Source organism: Bradyrhizobium sp. LeoB3 (genome assembly GCF_055456055.1).
This window is the reverse complement of the sequence record NZ_JBVBEF010000001.1, coordinates 137006-156466: the sequence shown is the minus strand read 5'-3', so window position 1 is coordinate 156466 and position 19461 is coordinate 137006. Positions and strand designations below refer to the sequence as shown.

15 protein-coding genes and 1 riboswitch are annotated in these 19461 nt (G+C 61.6%); of the genes, 14 read left to right on the top strand and 1 reads right to left on the bottom strand.

All coding sequences use genetic code 11. From position 1 onward, the window contains the following. The first annotated feature begins 109 nt into the window (after window positions 1-109). From ACZXDY_RS00605 to ACZXDY_RS00565, 9 genes are all read left to right on the top strand, one after another. A complete protein-coding gene (locus ACZXDY_RS00605) occupies window positions 110-1588 on the top strand; it encodes a xylulokinase (RefSeq protein ID WP_464344061.1) in 1479 nt (492 codons plus the stop codon). A gap of 1 nt (window position 1589) precedes the next feature. Continuing rightward, window positions 1590-2783 carry a CaiB/BaiF CoA transferase family protein gene (locus ACZXDY_RS00600; protein WP_464344060.1) on the top strand — a complete coding sequence of 398 codons (1194 nt, stop codon included), beginning with the start codon at window positions 1590-1592 and terminating at the stop codon, window positions 2781-2783. A gap of 235 nt (window positions 2784-3018) precedes the next feature. Further along, entirely contained in the window at window positions 3019-3987 is a 969-nt protein-coding gene (locus ACZXDY_RS00595) for a sugar ABC transporter substrate-binding protein (protein ID WP_464344059.1), read from the top strand. 52 nt (window positions 3988-4039) lie between these two features. Then, on the top strand, window positions 4040-5053 hold the full coding sequence (locus ACZXDY_RS00590) for an ABC transporter permease (protein WP_464344058.1): 1014 nt from the start codon (window positions 4040-4042) through the stop codon (window positions 5051-5053). After that, window positions 5050-5958, top strand: a complete 909-nt coding sequence (locus ACZXDY_RS00585) for a CoA transferase subunit A (protein WP_456643761.1) — start codon at window positions 5050-5052, stop codon at window positions 5956-5958. The genes ACZXDY_RS00590 and ACZXDY_RS00585 overlap by 4 nt, the downstream gene beginning before the upstream one ends. Next, window positions 5955-6773 (top strand): hypothetical protein, encoded by an 819-nt coding sequence (locus ACZXDY_RS00580; RefSeq protein WP_464344057.1) that lies wholly within the window; start codon window positions 5955-5957, stop codon window positions 6771-6773. Before ACZXDY_RS00585 ends, ACZXDY_RS00580 begins: the two co-directional genes overlap by 4 nt. Window positions 6774-6799: 26 nt before the next feature. Beyond that, window positions 6800-7000: riboswitch (cobalamin riboswitch) on the top strand. A 115-nt stretch (window positions 7001-7115) separates the two neighbouring features. Next, the gene (locus ACZXDY_RS00575; RefSeq protein WP_464344056.1) at window positions 7116-9401 is read left to right on the top strand and encodes a TonB-dependent receptor; all 2286 of its coding nucleotides are present in this window, start codon (window positions 7116-7118) and stop codon (window positions 9399-9401) included. 2 nt (window positions 9402-9403) lie between these two features. Next, window positions 9404-10852, top strand: coding sequence for a PepSY domain-containing protein (locus ACZXDY_RS00570; protein ID WP_464344055.1), 1449 nt, complete (start codon window positions 9404-9406; stop codon window positions 10850-10852). Window positions 10853-10986: 134 nt separating this feature from the next. Further along, window positions 10987-11457, top strand: a complete 471-nt coding sequence (locus ACZXDY_RS00565; RefSeq protein ID WP_464344054.1) for a MarR family winged helix-turn-helix transcriptional regulator — start codon at window positions 10987-10989, stop codon at window positions 11455-11457. Window positions 11458-11577: 120 nt separating this feature from the next. On the opposite strand, the gene ACZXDY_RS00560 is transcribed toward ACZXDY_RS00565, so the two are convergent. Continuing rightward, window positions 11578-13182 carry a porin gene (locus ACZXDY_RS00560; RefSeq protein ID WP_028161544.1) on the bottom strand — a complete coding sequence of 535 codons (1605 nt, stop codon included), beginning with the start codon at window positions 13180-13182 and terminating at the stop codon, window positions 11578-11580. 660 nt (window positions 13183-13842) lie between these two features. Between ACZXDY_RS00560 and ACZXDY_RS00555 the strand changes: the two genes are divergently transcribed. The 5 genes from ACZXDY_RS00555 (at window position 13843) to ACZXDY_RS00535 (ending at window position 19152) form a co-directional block, all read left to right on the top strand. After that, on the top strand, window positions 13843-14133 hold the full coding sequence (locus ACZXDY_RS00555) for a hypothetical protein (protein ID WP_464344053.1): 291 nt from the start codon (window positions 13843-13845) through the stop codon (window positions 14131-14133). An 842-nt stretch (window positions 14134-14975) separates the two neighbouring features. Next, entirely contained in the window at window positions 14976-15983 is a 1008-nt protein-coding gene (locus ACZXDY_RS00550) for an AraC family transcriptional regulator (RefSeq protein WP_080663506.1), read from the top strand. Between the two features lie 21 nt (window positions 15984-16004). Continuing rightward, window positions 16005-17012 (top strand): AraC family transcriptional regulator, encoded by a 1008-nt coding sequence (locus tag ACZXDY_RS00545; protein ID WP_464344052.1) that lies wholly within the window; start codon window positions 16005-16007, stop codon window positions 17010-17012. A gap of 165 nt (window positions 17013-17177) precedes the next feature. Continuing rightward, entirely contained in the window at window positions 17178-17921 is a 744-nt protein-coding gene (locus ACZXDY_RS00540; protein ID WP_464344051.1) for a S1 family peptidase, read from the top strand. A gap of 283 nt (window positions 17922-18204) precedes the next feature. Continuing rightward, the gene (locus ACZXDY_RS00535; RefSeq protein WP_464344050.1) at window positions 18205-19152 is read left to right on the top strand and encodes a helix-turn-helix transcriptional regulator; all 948 of its coding nucleotides are present in this window, start codon (window positions 18205-18207) and stop codon (window positions 19150-19152) included. The last annotated feature ends 309 nt before the right edge of the window (window positions 19153-19461 follow it).

Below are 19461 nucleotides of genomic sequence, written 5' to 3'. Positions count from 1 at the left end.
TCGGAAATCGTTTTTTGTGTCTTTATGCCAGCACGCCAAAACCGACGTACGGGACCCATGAACCTGCCCGCCTCTCCCGCCGCCATTTCCTTCACAGGATCGAGTCATAATGCGAGGTGACCTGATCCTCGCCATCGACGCCGGCACCAGCAGCACGCGGGCCACGCTGTTCGACGCGGCCGGCGTGCGGCTCGGCCATGCCAGCCGCCCTTTCAGCGTTGCGCTTCAGGCCTCGTTCGCCGAAGCCGATCCAACGTCGCTGTGGGCAGCGATCGTCGAAACGGTCCGTGATCTCGGCGTCGATCGGGAGCGCATCGCCGCGATCGGCGTCACCGCCGCGATTGGCATGGTGCTCACGGACGCGCATGGGCTGCCGCTTGCTCCCATCTGCACCTGGCAGGACCGGCGCGCGACGCGTGAAGCTGCCCTCATCGAACGTCGACTTGGCGCCGCAACCGTCTATGGCATCTCCGGTCGCCGGATCGCCCCCGAGCTGACCGGGCCGCTGCTGCTCTGGTTCCGCGATCATCAGGCCGACGTCTTCGCCGAAGCGCGCCTCATGCTGACCATGAAGGACTGGCTGCTCATGCGGCTTTGCGGCGAAGCCGTCTGCGATCCCGCGGGCGCTTCCTATTCGCTGCTGTTCGATGTCGGGCGGGGCGCCTGGAGCGAGGACTCGATCGCAGCGCTGGAACTGCCGCGCCACCTTTTCCCCGAGATACGCGACGGCACCGCGATCGCCGGCCGGTTGACCCGGGGCGCGGCGAATGCGCTGGGGCTGCTGGATGGAACAGCGGTGGTGGTCGGCGGCCCTGACGGCACCGTCGGCGGAATGGGAGGCGGCATGGTCGAGCCCGGCATTGCCGTCAACGTCATGGGCACCACGGACGTCATCTTTGCCTGCGCCGACCAGCCATGCTTCGATCCGGATCGCCGCCTGGTCCTCAATCGCTTTCCTGTCGGAGAGGCCTGGTGCATCGGCGGTCCGATGGCCGCTACCGGCGGCGCGGTCGCGTGGCTTGCCGGCGTGCTCGGCGCCGACTTGCCGACGCTGACGGCCGAAGCCGCCGCGGTCGCCGCCGGCAGCGACGGCCTGATCTTCTCACCCATGCTGGCGGGCTCGCGGACGCCGCGATGGGACGTCACCGAACGTGGCGGCTTGATGCGACTAAGTTTCGAGCACGGACGCGGGCATCTGTTCCGCGCCGCGCTCGAAGGCGTAGCGATTGAGGTCGCAGAGGTCTTCGATGCGCTCGCGACCGCGGGCATGCCGGTGCGCGAGATCCGTGCTGTGGGCGGTGGGACCGAGTCGTCGCTGTGGCTCGAAATTCGCGCCGCCCTGCTCGGCAAGCCGCTCATCGTACCTGAAATCGCCGAGGCTTCGGCGCTCGGCGCCGCCATGCTGGCAGCCGTCGGCGTCGGACTTCATGCCGACCTTCGGGCGGCTAGCGCCGCGATGGTCCGAATCCGCGAGAAGATCGAACCGGCGCCCGATGCGATCGCCGCCTACGCTCATCTCAAGAAGCAGTATCTCGCCTACCGCCAACACCTCGACAGACTTCCGGTTCAGGAAGCAGGAGATCTTTGACATGTTCAGTGCGCTACAGGGATTGAAGGTCCTCGACGTGTCGCGCTTCATCGCCGGCCCGTTCTGCGCGATGCAGCTTGCCGATCACGGTGCTGATGTCGTCAAGGTGGAGCGCATCGACTCGGGCGAGGACACCCGCGAGAACGAGCCGAAGCTTGGCGGCGAGAGCGTCTATTTCATGACCTATAACCGCAACAAGCGCAGCTTCGCGCTCGATTTCCGCAAGCCTGAGGCCCAGCAGGTGCTGCGCGAACTCGCCGGCAAGGCCGACATCCTGATCGAAAACTTCCGTCCGGGAACGATGGAGCAGATGGGCTGCGGCTGGGAGGCGCTGCATGCGCTGAACCCGCGGCTCATCATGGTGCGCATCTCGGGCTTCGGCCAGACCGGACCTCTCTCGCAGCGCCCCTGCTTCGACGTGATCGCGCAGGCGACGAGCGGATTGATGGAGCTCACCGGCGACCCGAACGGCCCGCCGACCATGGCCGGCACTTTCGTGGTGGATTACACGACCGCGCTCTACGCCACCATCGGGGCGCTCACCGCCCTTGCCGCCCGCGAGCAGACCGGCAAGGGCCAGCTCGTCGAAGCCACGTTGCTCGAGAGCGCAGCCAGCCTGCTGATGACGGCGATCCCCGAGCAGGCTGTCTTCGGCCGCAGCATGAGCCGCCAGGGCAACCGGGACCGCTACACGTCGCCGGTCAACACCTTCAAGGGATCGGACGGCGCCTGGGTGCATATCGCCTCCGGCACCGATCCGCTGTTCCAGCGTCTGGTCAACGCAATGGGACGCGAGGATCTGCTGCAGGATTCGCGCTTCGCCACCGTCAAGGCGCGCGTGGCGAACGCATCCGCGATCGAGACTGAAGTCCAGGCCTGGGTTTTCAGACACACTGCCGACGCCGTGGTCGAGGCCATGGACCGCGCCGGGGTGCCCTGCGCCAAGGTCTCCACGATGGCTGACGTGGTCGAGAACCCTCAGCTCAAGGCCCGCAACCAGATCCTGACGGTCGATCATCCGCGCGCCGGGGCATATCCGACCCACGGCATCACGGTCACGTTGCGCGAGACACCGGGCGCCGTGCGCAGACCTTCTCCGCTGGTCGGCGAACACACAAGCGAGGTGGCTGCCGAGTGGCTCGGCTGGTCCCGCGAACGCTGCGATGAATTGATCGGAAAGCGCGTGATCGGATGAGGGACTCGCGACGCCGACCTTGGACCTCGGATGCCGATCAGACGTTCGCCCCGCGACGCCCCGCCGCGCTGGCCGACCCTGCAGCCGGAACAGCGGTCTTAGCGGTTGACGTTTGCGAGAGGGCCTGATCAAGTAGGATACAGAAACGTTTTTCGGAAATCGTTTTCGGAGTAGCAGCGGAAACGTTCAAGGCCGATGCCCCCGCCGAGGGCCGGCCCTTATCGGGAGGGAATCCATGTTCACCATGCGTTGGCTCAAGGCCGCCATGCTCGCGCTCGTTACGGCCGTCGGGCTTGCGGGAGCGATCCCTGCACAGGCTCAGGACAAGATTACGATCGGCGCCATCATCTACGCGCGTGACTCGCAATACTGGCAGCAGATCGAGCGCGGCATGCGCGACGCGGCTACGAAATACGGCGCGACGATCACGTTCGGCCTCAACCAGCGCAAGCTGCCGACCGAGGGCCAGGTGATCGAGGACTTCGTCACCCGCGGGGTCGACGTGCTGATCATGCCGCCGCTCGACAAGCAGGGTTCGGTGGCATCCGCCCGCCGGGCCAAGGGCCGCAACATCATGGTCGTCGAATACGACACCCGGCTCGAGGATTCCTCGATCGCCAGCCACTCGATCGGCGTCGACAGCCACGAGCTGGCCGCCGCGGTCGGCAAGGAGCTGCGCAAGTACCTGGAGAGCAAGGGCGGCCAGCCCTCGATCGGCATCATCACACTGCCGCCGATCAACGCCAACATGCAGCCCCGGCGTCAGGGCTTCCTGTCCGCTCTCGAGGGCCTGAAGTACGAGACTGTCGCCGAGGTCAGCGGCGCCACGCCCGAGGAGGGCGCCAACGGCCTGGAGAACATCCTGCGTCGCAAGCCCGACACCACGGCCATCTGGGCCTCCAACGCCGGCACGCTCGCCGGAGCGGCAGCCGCAGCGCGCCGGGCCAACACGCAGACCAAGCTGTACGGTATCGACATGAGCCAGGATCTCGCCCAGATGCTGCTCGATCCGTCGAGTGCGGTGGAGGCGATCGCCGACCAGCAGCCTTACCGCATCGGCTATCTGACCGTCGAAACCGCGGCGAAGGCAAAGCGCGGCGAAAATCAGCCGCGCTACGTCAACGTGCCGGTGAAGCTCTACACCAAGAGCGATCAGCAACCCGTGAAAGAATATCTGGACCTCGTGCGCTCCTTGTCCAACTGAGGCGAGGCACGGAGCTCCTTAGAAGCCCCTCACAATCTTCCTGCGAGAACTCATGTCCATGAACAGCACGCTCGCCCAACCTCGCGAAGGCATCAGTCCGGCGCGACTAAAGGCGGCCCTGGCCTCCTGGCGCGCCGAGATCGGCGTCGGCATCGCGTTGGCGGCACTCATCATCTACTTCTCGGCGACGGCTTCGAATTTCCTGACCGTCGCTAACTTCGCAACGCTCCTCACGCAGACTTCGGTCGTCGCGATGATCGCGGTCGGAATGACGATGGTGATCATCGCAGGTGAGATCGACCTGTCAGTGGGAGCAACCGTTGGCCTTGCCGGAACCGTGATGTCGCTCCTGGTCGTGAAGCTCGGCTGGTCGCTCGTCACCGCAAGCGCGCTCGCAGTCGGCATTGCGGTCCTCATCGGAGCCTTCATCGGCGCGCTGCGCGTGATCTGGGCGATCCCGTCCTTCATCACGACGCTGGGGCTGCTGTCGGCGCTGCGCGGCGTCGCGTTCTACATTAGCGACGGCCTCACCATCGGGCCGATGCCGAAGGCGCTCGATGGTCTATGGTATGGCTCCGTTCTCGGCCTGCCTACACCGGTCGTTCTCACGGCCGGCACGATCGGACTTGGCTGGCTGCTGCTCTCGCAACTGCGCTTCGGGCGGCACCTCTATGCCGTCGGCGGCAACCCGATCACGGCGTCGCGCTACGGCGTGCCCGTGCGCGCCATCCGCATTGCCGTGTTCATCATTGTCCAGGTGCTCGCGGCGATCGGCGGCATCATGCTCGTGTCGCGGCTGAACTCGGGCAGCGCCACCGTCGGCGAGCATATCGAACTCGACGTGATCGCCGCGGTCATCGTCGGCGGAACCAGCCTGAACGGCGGATATGGTCGCCTCGTCGGCACCGTGCTCGGCGTCATGTTCGTCGCCGTGCTGCGCAACGGCATGGTCCTCGCCGGTATCGACCCCATCGTGTTCCTGATCGCCCAGGGCCTCGTCATCATCCTCGCCGTCTGGTGGAGCATGCTCCGCCGGCAGCGCACACGTGCGGACGGATTTGCATGAGCAAAGCTCCACTTGCCTCGAAGTTGATCACCCTGCCGGAAGCCGCGGGACGCGTTGGCGACGGTTGCCGGCTCGCTCTCGGCGGCTTCGCCGTCTATCAGAAACCAATGGCCTTCGTGCGCGAGCTAGTCCGCCAGGGCCGGCGCGACCTGACGATCATCGGATCCGCCCACTCCTTCGATGTCGATATGCTGGCAGGCGCCGGCTGCTTGAAGAAGGTCGAAACATCTTACGTGGGGCTGGAGAAGCACGGCCTGGCACGCAATTATCGGCGCGCCGTGGAAGGCGGACGCCTCAAGGTCGTCGACTATCCCGAGATGGCCTGCTGGGACCGCTTCCGAGCCAACCAGGACGGCTTCGACTTCTGGCCCGCCAAGTTTCTGGGCGGCAACGATGTCGTCACCTACAACGACGAGATCAAGGAATTCCCCTGTCCCATCACCGGCCGCAGGCTGCACGCTTTCCCGGCAGCAAATCCCGATGTGGTGGTGATCCACGCTATCGCGGCCGACGAGCAGGGCAACATCGTAACGCCGGCGCGGCGGCTGCTGCCGCAGAGCGGCGACGTGCTGATGGCCCGCTCGTGCGAGCATGTCATCGTCACCGCGGAAAAGATCGTAGCAAAATCCTTCATCAAGCGGCACGCCCGTTTCGTCGAGCTGCCCTCCTATCGGATCAGCGCCGTGGTCGAGGTGCCGTGGGGATCGCATCCGACGCCGACGCTGGGGCGCTACCTAGCCGATGATACCCATCTCGATGCCTATGTGGCGGCCTCTGCAAACGACGGCACCTTCGCCGCTTACCTTGATGATTGGGTCCGCCGGCCGGTGGACCACTTCGCTTATCTGGACAAGCTCGGCGCCGCCCAGCTTTCCCGTCTCGCCGACCTCGGGAGCCTTGCATGACCGCGCCCGCCACGCTCAACGAAACGCTCGCCGTCGCACTGGCCCGCAGCTTTGCCGATGCCGAGGTCGGCTTCACCGGTCTCCTCACGGGGGCCGCGGCGGCCCTGTTCGGGACCGGCATCCCGCTTGCGGCCATGGAGCTCGCCAAGCGCATGCACGCACCGAACCTGACCATCCTGCTCGCTGGCTGCTATCATAACCCGGACTTCAGCGAGATCGACCGGCTGCCCGACTCCGAGCACAGCGCGATGCTGCGCGACCTGCCCTGCGAGTCCCAGATGGTCGACTATCCCGGCCAGTTCGTGCTCAAACGCGGCGATGTGAGCTTTGGATTCAGCAGCGCGGTACAGGTGGACCGCGTCGGCAACATCAACAGTGTTTGCGTCGGTCCGCACGACCGGCCCAAGGTTCGCCTCGTCGGCCCGATCCTGCAGCCCGAGCATATGACGCTGTTCCGGCGCGAATATGTGATGATGCCGCACCATGACCGGCGCAACTTCGTCGAGAAGGTCGATTACGTCTCCGGCGTCGGCTATCCGGGAGGGATCGAAGGACGCAGGAAGCTCGGCCTCGACTGGGGCGGCCCCTGCATGGTCGTTACCCCCAAATGTCTGTTCGACTTCGACCGCGAAGCCGGGCGCATGAAGGTCCGCTCGATCCATCGTGGCGTCAACCGGCATGAGCTGCAGGATGCCACCGGATTCGACCTCGGCGACCTTTCGTCGGTGCCCGAAACCGAGGCGCCCACGGCGGAAGAGCTGCATATCCTTCGCCGCGACGTGGATGCGCGCGGTGTCCTGATGCCTACTCTGTGACAGGATTGACTTCGGCTCAGACAATCTCCTAGATCGCGACCGACGGTTCCCCTAACGGGGATCAAAAGGGAACGCGGTGCGGGGACTTTCTCCTCTATGCCGCGGCTGCCCCCGCAACTGTGAGCGGCGAATCTTTCGTCATGCGCCACTGGGAGCCTCGGTCCTGGGAAGGCGACGAAGGGTTGGGACCCGCAAGCCAGGAGACCTGCCGTCAGCCGTGGTCACACGCAAGAATGTCGGTCGGGGAGTACAGACATTGTTTTCGTCCGGCGTGCCATAGGCACGTTCGAGCGAGACCTCGTTTGCGGTGACGTGCCACTGACGTCATACCGAGGTCTGCTCGTGCTCTCTATCGTTACTATCGCAAGGCAGCGTGATGCTGCGCGGCTCGCTTTCAGATACTTCCTGCCGGTTCTCCTGCTCGAATCTTCTTCGGCAAAGGCCCAGCAGCCTGAGACGTCCCATGTCTTGCCTCCAGTGAGCGTTATCCAGCCGCAAAAGCCTGCGGCAAAGCGTCTCAATCATCAGCGTTCAACTTCCGCGGCGCGACCTGCGCAGTCTCAGTCGAGCCGGAGCCCGGCGGCGCGAAGCACTACGCCCTCGACCGCAACGTCCGACACGCCATCTCCGACGCTAAACCTGAACAAGCAGAACGCGAGTGGCAGCCGCCTCAATCTCACCCCGCTGCAGACGCCCGCCAGCGTCGAAACGATTACGTCGCAGACCATCGCAGAACGCGGCCAGCATAATGTCACGGACGCGGTCACCCAGAACGCAGTGGGCTTTACCGCGAGCCCGGCGCCGGGCAATGGCGGCCTCTCGTTGAGCACGCGCGGCTTCACCGGAAGCAATTCGGTGATGACGCTGTATGATGGCACTCGCCTCTATGTTGGCGCAGGAACCGTGACCTTTCCATTCGATACGTGGTCGGCGGATCGCATCGAGGTCATGCGCGGGCCGGCCTCCGTTCTGTACGGGGAAGGCGCGATTGGTGGGATCGTCAATGTGATCCCCAAGAAACCGGTCACGACGCCCTACAACGATGCCGAGATATCGCTCGACACCAATACGACGCGACGCATTGCGGTGGATAGCGGCGGCCCGATCAATCCGAACGTATCCTATCGCGTCAATGCCATCGGCAACATGTCGAACGGCTGGGTTGATCGCGACGAGACGTCGAATGTTGCGGTCTCCGCCGCAGTGCGGGTCCAGGCCGCCGAAAACCTCGCTTTCACACTCTCGAACGACTACGGCAATCGAAGCCCCTCGCGCTATTTCGGCACACCGCTGATCAACGGCGGGATCGACGACACGTTGCGGTTCAAGAACTACAACGTCCTCGACAGCGCGATCCGCTATCAGGATAACTGGAGCCAGTTCAAGACCGAGTGGGACGTGACGGGCGGAGTCAAGGTCCAGAACACACTCTACTACCTGACCAGCCGTCGGCATTGGCGTGATGTCGAGAACTATAGTTGGAATCCTGCAACACGGTTGATCGACCGAACCAGCTACATCGAGATCTTCCACGACCAGGCGCAGGTCGGTAACCGGATGGACGCAACGTTTCGTGGTCATCTGCTGGGCTTCGCCAACGAGTTCGTTGCGGGCTTCGACGTCAACCGGATCGATTTTACCCACACCAACAATTCGCCCTATGGCGGCGCATCTTCGGTTAGCCCCTATGCCGGCGACATGGGGTCTTTTGCGACCTCCACGACGCGAACCACGCCCGGCTACAATGCGATCGTCAATCAATATGCGTTGTTTGCCGAGGACCGGCTGTCGCTAACCGATCAGTTGTCCGTTGTAAGCGGCATCAGGTTCGACCGGCCGGATGTCGACCGCACCGATTACAGGACACCAGCGAATAATTTCGATATCTCGCTGTCGGGTACGAGCTGGCGAACCGGCGTGGTCTACACGCCCGTCTCGAACCTCGCCTTTTACGGACAATATGCGACAGCCGTTGATCCCGTCACCAATCTCATCTCGCTGTCGGCCACGCAGAAAACCTTCCAGCTTGCCACGGGCAAGCAAACCGAGGTCGGGGTCAAGCAATCATTCTGGGGCGGCCGTGGTGAATGGACGCTGGCAGGTTACGAAATCGTCAAGAACAACCTGCTGGTCCCGGATCCCAACAATCCCGCCGGCCTGGCGCTGCAAGTCGGCCAGCAATCGTCGCGCGGGATCGAAGCATCGATCGGCCTGGCACTGAATGATGGTTGGCGCGTCGATGCCAATCTCGCGGTGCTGCGGGCCCGGTACGACAACTTCAGCCAGGTGGTGGGCGGCAAACTCGTCAGCTACGCCGGCAACGTTCCGACGAATGTGCCGCAGCAGGTATCGAACGTGTGGCTGACCTGGGACTTCGCGCCGAACTGGTCCGTCTACGGCGGCGTGCAGATCGTAGGGCAAACATTCTCCGATAACGCCAATACCCAGCTTCGCCCCGCCTACAGCGTGGTCAACGGCGGACTGCGGTGGAAGCCTGACGGGCAAACCACGGTGGCGCTTCGCCTCTACAATCTCTTCGACACTGTCTACGCCACGTCCGCCCCTTCCAGGCAATGGCTGCTCGGCATGCCGCGCACGGCAGAAGTGTCCGTCGACGTGAAGTTCTGATCATGCGCCGCGCTTTGATCCGGAGAGGACGGCGGTGGCTTTACATCACCCATCGCTGGATCGGCATCGCGACCTGTCTGCTGTTTGCGATGTGGTTCGTCTCGGGCATCGTCATGATGTACGTGGCGTTCCCGCAGTTGACCGATCGCGAGCGCTGGGCGGCGCTGCCACCGATCGCCTGGGACCGCGTGCTCGTGGCGCCCGATCGGGCCATGGCCATCGCCGGTGTTGCGAACTATCCGCGCGATCTTCGCCTCGTCATGCTGAACGATATCCCCGTCTATCGGCTGCTGGACTGGAATGGCGCACGCAAGACCATATCGGCAACGGACGGTCATCCGATCGGGGACATCACGACCGAGCAGGCGCTGGCGATCGCCCGCCATCATCCGAATGCCGTGCATCCAAGACTGATTGGCACAATCGAACGCGATCAATGGAGTGTCACGGCGCGCTATGATCCCTTGCGGCCGCTCCTCCTGGTGTCGCTCGGAGATGAAGCCGGAACCGAGCTCTATGTCTCGGCGAAGACCGGTGAACTGGCGCTCGACACCACGCGACGTGAGCGGATCTGGAATTGGCTGGGCTCGATCCCACACTGGATCTATCCCACGGTCCTCCGCCGCGATGGCGCGACGTGGCGGCACGTGGTGCGCTGGATATCAGGAATTGGCCTCGTGGTGGCGGCTACCGGTTTCTGGATCGGCATTCTACGGCTCCGATTGCGCCAGCGTTATGCCCGGGGCAGCGTCACGCCTTATCGGGGATGGATGGCCTGGCATCACATCGCCGGATTGATCGGCGGCATCTTCGTCCTGACGTGGACATTCAGCGGTTGGCTGTCGCTTAATCCGGGCGAGTATTTTGCAGGCCGAGGCCCGAGCCGGGAGATGTCGGTCCGATATGCCGGGCATGATGCGCCCCGGATTGTCGCAGCCTTCCAATCGATGCCTCCGCTCGGGGCGGTCGAAGCTCGCTTTGTCTGGCTCGGCGGCCATCCGCTGATGGTGCTCACCGACCGCGACGGCCGTCAGACTGTTGCCGATCCGGCAAGCGGCACCACGAAGGTGCTTTCCGACGACGAGATTTTCTCAGCGGCGAATAGCTTGTTGCCAAACGCCGCGATGACCGCGCGCCTGCGCCTCCAGCAGTCCGATGATTATTGGTATTCGCATCACAATGAGCGGCTTCTGCCGGTGTCGCGCGTGGGCTTCGACGACGCGGCTGAGAGCTGGTTCTACATTGATCCGCGCAATGGCGATATTCTCGGCCGCGTCGACAACAGCCGCCGGGCGTATCGCTGGCTGTTCAATGCGCTGCACAGTCTCGATTTTCCGCCGCTGCTGCGCCATCGCCCAGCATGGGACATCGCGGTGTTGCTGCTGTCGCTCATTGGAATGATCATATCGACGAGTGGCATCGTCATAGGCTGGCGGCGACTGCGATCCTAGGGACAATGTCCGGCGCGCGGTGACAGCCAAGAGATCAGGACAAAGGCCGCAGCAGGCAAGCCGAATCTCCTTTACAAAACCTGAGCGCGAGATCAGTATCTGTACACGCGGAGATTTCACGTCGGCAGCTTTCCATGAGAAACTACGAGGCGAGCCGCAGGTTCATTTCGGAAGTCACCGCAATGGTCAGTCGTCTGGAGGACATTCGCCACTACTGGGCGCGGCATCTAGGCATAACCGATGCTCAGTGGATCATTATTGTTGCCTTGGCCGAGTTAGACGGACGCGATGGTGTGTCCGTCGAGGCCATAGCGAAGGCGCTGCAGGTGAATACATCTTTTGTCGTGAGGCAATTGAATCTGCTGGAGAGAGCGGGTCTGCTTCAACGGAAGTCCCCCTCCTCGAACACCCAGCTAGCAACTCTCTCTTTGACAGAAGCTGCCTACTCGCATCTGGCGATGCTGTCGTCTGAGCAAGATGCGCTGCATGAACTGATTCTGGCTGAGTTTGGGCACCCCGAACTCGATCGGGTGATCGACAGGCTCGCCGGTTTGAACCATCAGCTTGAAAAGGCCGCGGCCGAAAAGGCCCCGCTATCTTCGTAGCGCAGTCTAATCCGAGGCCACGTCCTCACTGCCCCACATACTAAAAGCCTTGTCGCGCAAACAGAAACCCCCGGCAATCGCTTGCCGGGGGCCTTGATTAAGATTCCTTTGACGCGTGGATCAGAAGTTGCGCTGAACGCGGACGTTCAAGCTGTACGTATCCTGGTCCCTGAAGTCGTACCGAGCGGTCGGCATCGGCGCCGATGGGGTAAGGATAGCGGAGCCAGTGAACTTCTGGTCGAGATGGAACCACATGAATTCGGCCGAGAACGTCAGATTCTTGACCGGGGTCCAGCGGGTGATCGTACCGAGCTGCGAGACATTGAAGTCGGGGTTACAGCTAAAGTCGGCACTGAGCGCCGAGAGGCGGGCAGCAGTGAAGGTGGAGCAGACGAAGAATTTTGCCGTGTTATCGTAGCTGACCGCCGAGTAGCTGCCGAACAAGCTGCTCGACCAGTAAGGATCCCAGTTGTGGTTATACGCACCACGGACGCCCCATGCTGTCGTCAGATGGATTTTCCCATCAGCACCAAACAACGGGCCCGCAAGGCCGGCCGGTGCCCACACTCCGTCAGTCACCGCCCCGAAGCCGATGCTTCCGAAGGAGCCGAAATTATTGGCGCCACCGAAGATCGTGAAGGGGTTAGGTGATGTCGCCGACGTCGAGATCACCTGCTTGGTGTTACCTTTGGCAAAGGTGGCATCGATCTTGAAGTCGTCGCCGGGGCCGGTCGGGATGTTCTTGATCTGCAACGCAGCCATCACCGCACCACCCCACTTGGTGTCGGGGTGACCGGAGAGTTCCGAGAGGTTGGTCGGCGCCGCACCCGGCAGACCGGTGGCACCAGCGGGAGCACCGACCGTATTCAGGACGTTGTAGGAGCCGTTGACTTCATGTGCCGAAGCCGAAATCTGGAACAGACCCCAAGCCTGATCGATGCGGATGTTACCGACGACGTCCGGCGCATGCACACCGGCATAGGCGTTGGCGACAGCGCCCTGTGACGTGAGCGGCACGGTCAGGTTGGCCACGACGGTGCGGTCGAAGACGGTCGGATCATCAAGGCCGATGGTGCCCGAGATGCCGTTGCCGAACTGCGCAGTGTACTGGATGTTGTTCACGCCGGTGACGGTGTCATGACCGCCGAGCAGGAAGGACGAGTTGTTGCCCGGATAACCATGCCACGGCGTCGCGAAGGCCGAAGCCGACTTACCGAAGGTGAAGCCCGCGAACTGAATGAACACGAATTCGACCGCGACATAGCCGCCGCCGGGGGTGTCAAGCAGGTTGGCGCTTGCGACCGGCAGGCTCTGGTTGATCGAGTTCGGGTTGTAGGTGTTGTTGCCGAGCGTCGAGAACTGGAAGTCGGCCTGACCGAAGGTGCGGACGACGCCATATTCCGTTGCTGTGCGGGTATCGACCGTCAGCGCCATACGGGAGCGGGCGGAGAAGTAGTCTTGATAGCGGTTAGTTTGACCCGCATCACCGCTCCAGGCTGGCGCGTTGTAGATGCCGCCGTTGAACGTGGTGTCGACACGCAGGTAGCCACCGATCTTCATGCAGGTGTCGGTGCCGGGGATATACCAGAAACCGGCGCCGTAAAGCGAACAGATCCTCACGTACTCGACCGCTTTGGCCTTGACGGGAAGATCGGCCGCCTGTGCCCCGCCCATGGCGAGCAGACCCGCCGCTGAGCCGAGGATAAGGCTCTTAACCATCTTCATGTTAAACCTCCAAGTTGCTCTGTAAGGAAGAGCTGCGGATCCGCCGGGCAAACACCCTGAAGCTGGTTCCCTAGTCCCCCCAAAACCCGTCAAGCCGCTTCGCGCTTTCGGACTCCCGCGAAAACGCGAGGGACTTAAGCGAACCACCAAGAACGGGACGACTTCGGGATGCCCCCCTCCGTCGCTGTTCCATAAGAAACGAAGGTCTCCAAAGGCGCAACAAGAGAGAGAGGTGTCCGCAGGTACCTCCGCTTCTTTTCGGACGCATGTTGCACAAATATCACGGCTACGTGAGTGTGCGTGATCGACCAACATACTGAAATAATTAACTTATTTCTCCTCGACGCCCGACTGAAATTTAGGCACTCATCAGAAGGGAACTCGATCGCGCGTGCGCGGGGAGGTTTACGCTGGCGCGAAATGATCCCCGCAGGAGAATCATCGGGAAGAATCATTCTTCCCTTAGATGTCGCCGATCCATTGATTGCCGGTCGCGCTGGACCCATGCCTCGCAGACCCGCCAAAACCTTACCAAGCCTCTGTATGTTAACGCCTGTTTACGGATCTGTTGTCTCTGGCATGGCCCCGAAACGTCATCCACCCCCCTTTCCGGCGGCGATCGTAAAGCGCCCGCGAAGGGGCTGACGAAGACGCAGGCGTTTGACCAAGATCTTGGCCGAACGCGCCGCCGGAAAGCGCGGCGCCGGTGAGGCGCGAATCCGCGAGGCAGACGCTCTCGCCGCCCAGAGTTCGAACGAACGCATGTGGGCAAAATCAGCTGGCCGCTTCGCCATTGCCACCACGGCCGCGGTCACCGAAGCGGCTGGACATCGCTGGCTTCGCCCGCATCCCATGGTGCAAAATGGTCCGCAACGCAGCAACGCATGCACTCTAGCTAGCGTTGCAGGACACATCACCCGGTCCACGCCATTGATCTACGTCAATATGTAGTTCTTGCCGTTCTTCCCTTTATTGCGGGCGGCCTCGGCGCGCGTGGGCGAGCCGAGCACCTTTCGGATTGTCGTAACGCCCGCCCCGATCGGATCGAGACCCGCGCTACGCCGCTATCCAACGTCTTCAAGGAGGAAAATATGCTGAACATGCGAACACTGTTGGCAGTCGCCATACTTCCATTCCTTGCAATCTCATCATCGGCACAAACAGGACAACAGATGGATAGGACTCGGGCCATACGCGCTGAGTGCTTCAGGCAGGCCAATGAGGCGGCAAGATCCCAAGTGGGCATGGCTTCTGCTAATCCCGCTGCTACTGCCGAAGGGAACGCTGTTGGCGCAGACGCCTATTACTCGTGCATCCGTAGAAACGGACTCCGAAGGTAAACACACCCCTCGCCGAGGATCGGTCTCATCTGCATCCATTTGCGCTTGGACCGCCGAAATGTCCCCGACCGCGAGATACTCACGCAAGTCCGGCGGATCGTCGATGAGTGCTGCCAGCAATGCACAAGCACTTGCCGTGCACGCTCTTGCGACCGCCGTCGTCTCAAGCAGTTGCCATAGCTCGAGTGACGCTGCGTCATCGGCGTACGGCTATCATCGACCTGCAGACACCAATATGTGTTTGTGCCAAGTATTCGAGCAGTTGCCCACAGGTAATACTGGTCCTACAATACAACCGAGATCTCGGCTCGCCTCGGATCTCGAGTCGACTTGATGGCGTTGCCCGCTCTTCTTTTGCGACCGAAATCGCTCTTCCCGATTCCCAGTGTTCTCCTTGCTGTAAGCTTAGTTGTCCCGAGTGATTAGTAGCTCTGTTTTCGGGAGAGAACAGAAATGGCGTGGAGTAGAGTTTTTAATTTATCTGATCCGTCACAGTGCAAGGCAGTTACTTGGTCTGCGGACATAGAACTTTTTCCGACGGCGAAAGGAAGCTTTCATGCCGAAATTGCGCAGATCGGCATAAACAGGCTTTTAGTACAACGATATCAAGTGTCGCTTCCGCAGGTTAACACCCTCGCAATCAGTCCAGGCCGCAGATCAATTGGCTTTCTTACCGAACCCAATGGGTCGGCCTTCCTGCATTGTGGCCTGGAGGTCTTGGCCAGCGATCTCGTCGTAAACAGGTCCGACGTCGTACATCAACGATCTGGCGCAAACCTCCACTATGGCACGATCTCTCTTGCGGCTGATGACTTTGATGCTGCTGCCGAGGCAGTACTCGGTCGCGAGTTTGTCGAAATGCCGCAGAATCGAATTGTCCGCCCGCATTCCGCGGCGATGCTCCGACTGCTGAAACTGCACAAGAGCATTGGGCTGCTCGCTCATGACATGCCGGATGTTCTCGAAATCCCGGAAGTGGGGCGGGCACTCGAGAATGAACTCACTTATGTCATGGTGAGGTGCCTCGCCGAAGGCGCCGCTGTAGAGTCGAGAACCGGTAGCCGTCGTCACGACACCATCGTCGCACGATTTGAGGAATTCCTGGAGGCCAATCCCGACCGGCCGCTTTATCTTGCGGAAATCTGCGCTGCGATTGGCGTCGCGGAGCGCACGCTCCGCGCCTCCTGCGAAGAGCATTTAGGAATGGGGCCGATCCGTTATCTCGCCCTGCGCCGAATGCACCTCGTACACCGCGCGCTGCTGGGCTCGGACCATTCAAAGAGAACCGTCACCCAGATTGTCACCGACCACGGTTTTTGGGAACTCGGCCGCTTTTCGGTTGCCTACCACGCACTGTTTGGCGAGTCGCCATCGCATACCTTGCGGCGATCGGTCGAGTTGCCGGAAACGCGTCCCAATCGCCCAACATCGCTTGCAGCCACAAACTTGCGGGCAGCTTGAGCCAGACAGGGACTTAATACAATGTCGTGGGCAAGAGTTCTCAGATTTGCCGATCCGTTTCCCTGTCAGGCCGCCGTTCAAGCGACTGATGTCGAGATACTCCCTACAACGAAGGGAGATTTTTGGGCCGAGATTACACAGATCGGCATGACCAAACTTTGGATGCAGCGTTTCACTGTATCTTTGCCGCAAATCAGCAACGTTGCGTGCAGGCCCGACCGGCGATCGATCATCTTTCTCACCGAATCCAATTCGTCCCCACTACAGCACTGTGGCCAAGACGTCTTGCCTGGTGACATCATCATTAACAGAACTGACGTTGCACATCATCGATCCGGCCATGATTATCATTTAGGGGCGATGTCTCTCCCGATCGATGAATTCGACGTGGCGGTCGAAGCGATAGCTGGCGGTGGTTTCAGCAAGCGGCTGGATGAGCGTAGCGTTCACCCGAATCCTGCGTTGATGTCGCGGCTGCTGAAGCTGCACAAGGTGGTCGGACAACTCGCACATGAAACCCCCGATGTACTCGCAATACCGGAAGTGCTTCGCGCCCTCGAGAGCGAACTGGTGCATGTCATGGTCCGGTGCCTCGCGGAAGGTGTCGTGCTGGAAACGACCATGGGCGACCGTCGCCATGACGCGATCGTCGCGCGGTTCGAGGAATTTTTGGAGGCCAATCCCGACCGCCCACTTTATCTCACGGAAATCTGCGCGGCGATTGGTGTCGCCGAACGCACTCTTCGCGCCTCCTGTGAGGAACATTTTGGCATGGGACCGATCCGTTATCTCACCTTGCGCCGAATGCACCTTGTGCGGCGGGCGCTCCTGAGGTCGGACCCATCAACGGCAACTGTCACGCAAATCGTGGCCGACCACGGCTTTTGGGAACTGGGGCGCTTTTCAGTTGCCTACCGAATGTTCTTCGGAGAAACGCCGTCGTGCACCTTGCGGCGCCCGCCGGCGGACCCGAGGGTCCGGCTCGACCGCCCATCAACCCTTGCTTTCGCCGGGCCCGGCCTCGCCTGAACCGGGTGCGCGTGATCGCAAACGCGCGGTCGCCTGCGACAAAATCATGCCACTACGCGCGGGAAATCGCTAAATTTCGGAAAACCTCCGGGTAAGGCGGTGAGCTCTATTGCTCTCTTGCAGGCTTCGGTCTCCCCTGCAAGAGGGAGAAGGAGGCCCTTTGGAATGCGCAAACGCATTTTTTACGGGGCACTCGTTGTTTTCGTTCTGCTCGCAAATACGCAGCGGATTTCTGCGGCTTGCGTCGATCCCATACAGGTTGCGCACTCAGCCGTCAGCATCTTCAGGCATTTCGATGAGGCGGAGCGCGAGTCGCATCGGGGCCTCGTCGGCGTGCGAGGCACCGGTTGGTTCCTGTCACGAACAACGATCGTCACCGCTGAACACGTCACCGCCGGCATGGAGCTATCGACGCAGGACTGGAAGTCCCTTGAGATCGTGGACGGGAACGACAGTCAATTCATCGCCGCCCGCATCCTGCGCCTGGCTGGAGGGCAGATGGAAAAGCTGGCCGTGATCGAACTCGGACGTGCCGTTATCAACGCCCAGAGTGCGGCGATCCGCCACGAGCCACTCGTTCCGGAAGAGCAGGTCGTGGCCCTTGCCTATGGGGCAGGCCGCCCGCAACTCGTCGGAGGACGGTTCGTTCGATTTGGAGACGGCGGGAAGCTGTCGGGCATGGCACTCCTTGAAATGTATGAGGGCGAGAATCGCCTTATCATCGATCACGGTGCGTCGGGAGCACCGGTTCTTGATTGCGGAGGTCGCGTTACGGCGGTCCTGAGCCACGTGTTTACCCAGAACGTTGGGTGGGCCCACCGGCAGATCAGGACGTCGACAGCATGGGGAATGCCCAACGTCGCATCCGTGCCGGTCCAGGCGTTGGAAGAATTTGCCGAGACCAGATGAGAGCCGGGTTATCGCATCGTCAGTGTCGCCACAAAATGGGCATCCGGCCAAAATTACTCCGCCAACTACGAAAGACCGCCTGCGGACGGTCTTTCCACTGAGGGGACACCTATGGTCGCAGCACCTAGTCGAGATTATCGGCCGGCTTGCCGGATTTGCATATTCTTCGCATTCCACCCCCGCCATCGACCTTCCGAACCCGCATAGCCGACAGCGGCCGACTGCTTGATGCTGCCTCCCTCGATGAGACCGGACCGTGCACCGGTCCGACGGGACGGCGCAAATGGCAGAAGGCGCGACACTCACGTTTGGCGACGCTGACGGCTATGCCGCAGGATTCGGCGATGTCCGTATCAATCTAACGATAACGGGTGCCGGCGATTTCGAGGCACGGCTAACACGGTTGAGATTGAACCATCTGGAATTGTGTCGGTGCCGGGAAATCCTTCCGCGCATCGCATATATTTCGCTGCCCCCCGAACGGATATTCCTTTCTTTTCCGCTGGGTACCGCGTCCCTCGTGTCCGATGGGCTTGTCTTGCGGAACGGCGACATGGTTTTGCACGGTCGCGGCGAAAGCACCCATCAGCGCTCCCAAGGCGCGTCCCAATGGGGCTTGATAGCCCTATCGCCGGACCAATTCGGGACTTGCAGCAAAGCCTTGACTGGACGGGAAATCGCGCCGCCGCCCGTGAGCAGAATGCTCCACCCTGCCCGCGCGGATATATCAAGATTTCGTCTTCTCTTCAGAGAAGCTTGCTACCTTGCAGAGGCTGGACGGAAATTGGTCGAGCGCCCCGAGGTGGCAAGAGCGCTGGAGCAGGAATTGCTCCACGCGATCATCAATTGTCTGACCGCCGACGACATCGACAACAACAACAACTCCAAGGCAAGACACCATCACACTGCCGTCATGCATCGATTCGAAGATGGCCTAAGCAAACGCATCGATCAAAGACTCAAAATGCCTGCGCTTTGCGCCGAGATCGGCGTGCCAGAGCGCAGCCTGCGGATGTGTTGCGCGGAGTTCCTCGGCGTAAGCCCCGCACGATATCTCTTGTTGCGGCGATTGAACCAGGCTCGTTCGGCACTGCGTCGCGCCGATCCTTCGATGGCAACCGTCGCGGAGGTCGCGCGAAATCATCAATTCCAGGAGCTTGGGCGCTTTGCGGTGACGTATCGCACCACCTTCGGAGAGTCGCCTTCCGTCACGCTGCAACGCGATCCGTGATCTGATCCGCCGAAAGCGCATAGTCAGCCCTGCGAAGCCAACACTAGCCTCAGCCTCGTAGGCGAGGCTTTCAATCTTTTGTGCCGATTGAGGACTGCGGGCCTGGTCGCTGCGGAACGGCGGCAACGCGCTTTGGTGTACCGCTTTCCGTCACGCCCTCAATCTGCCGAATGTGCATAGCGCATTCAGGGCCTTTCGCCCAATTTGCCGTCGCAAAGCGTCCGACCGATTGCCGGTTGCGATCTCGCATGAACCGGCAAAGGCAAGTTGGTCGGCGGGTGGAGGTGGGCGAAGGCTGCGGCTCCGGGG

What these genes read in the sequence shown, in the direction of transcription:
- ACZXDY_RS00605 (WP_464344061.1), top strand. Translation starts at nt 110, where the DNA reads ATGCGAGGTGACCTGATCCTCGCCATCGACGCCGGCACCAGCAGCACG.
- ACZXDY_RS00600 (WP_464344060.1), top strand. Translation starts at nt 1,590, where the DNA reads ATGTTCAGTGCGCTACAGGGATTGAAGGTCCTCGACGTGTCGCGCTTC.
- ACZXDY_RS00595 (WP_464344059.1), top strand. Translation starts at nt 3,019, where the DNA reads ATGTTCACCATGCGTTGGCTCAAGGCCGCCATGCTCGCGCTCGTTACG.
- ACZXDY_RS00590 (WP_464344058.1), top strand. Translation starts at nt 4,040, where the DNA reads ATGTCCATGAACAGCACGCTCGCCCAACCTCGCGAAGGCATCAGTCCG.
- ACZXDY_RS00585 (WP_456643761.1), top strand. Translation starts at nt 5,050, where the DNA reads ATGAGCAAAGCTCCACTTGCCTCGAAGTTGATCACCCTGCCGGAAGCC.
- ACZXDY_RS00580 (WP_464344057.1), top strand. Translation starts at nt 5,955, where the DNA reads ATGACCGCGCCCGCCACGCTCAACGAAACGCTCGCCGTCGCACTGGCC.
- ACZXDY_RS00570 (WP_464344055.1), top strand. Translation starts at nt 9,404, where the DNA reads ATGCGCCGCGCTTTGATCCGGAGAGGACGGCGGTGGCTTTACATCACC.
- ACZXDY_RS00565 (WP_464344054.1), top strand. Translation starts at nt 10,987, where the DNA reads ATGAGAAACTACGAGGCGAGCCGCAGGTTCATTTCGGAAGTCACCGCA.
- ACZXDY_RS00560 (WP_028161544.1), bottom strand. Translation starts at nt 13,182, where the DNA reads ATGAAGATGGTTAAGAGCCTTATCCTCGGCTCAGCGGCGGGTCTGCTC.
- ACZXDY_RS00550 (WP_080663506.1), top strand. Translation starts at nt 14,976, where the DNA reads ATGGCGTGGAGTAGAGTTTTTAATTTATCTGATCCGTCACAGTGCAAG.
- ACZXDY_RS00545 (WP_464344052.1), top strand. Translation starts at nt 16,005, where the DNA reads ATGTCGTGGGCAAGAGTTCTCAGATTTGCCGATCCGTTTCCCTGTCAG.
- ACZXDY_RS00540 (WP_464344051.1), top strand. Translation starts at nt 17,178, where the DNA reads ATGCGCAAACGCATTTTTTACGGGGCACTCGTTGTTTTCGTTCTGCTC.
- ACZXDY_RS00535 (WP_464344050.1), top strand. Translation starts at nt 18,205, where the DNA reads ATGGCAGAAGGCGCGACACTCACGTTTGGCGACGCTGACGGCTATGCC.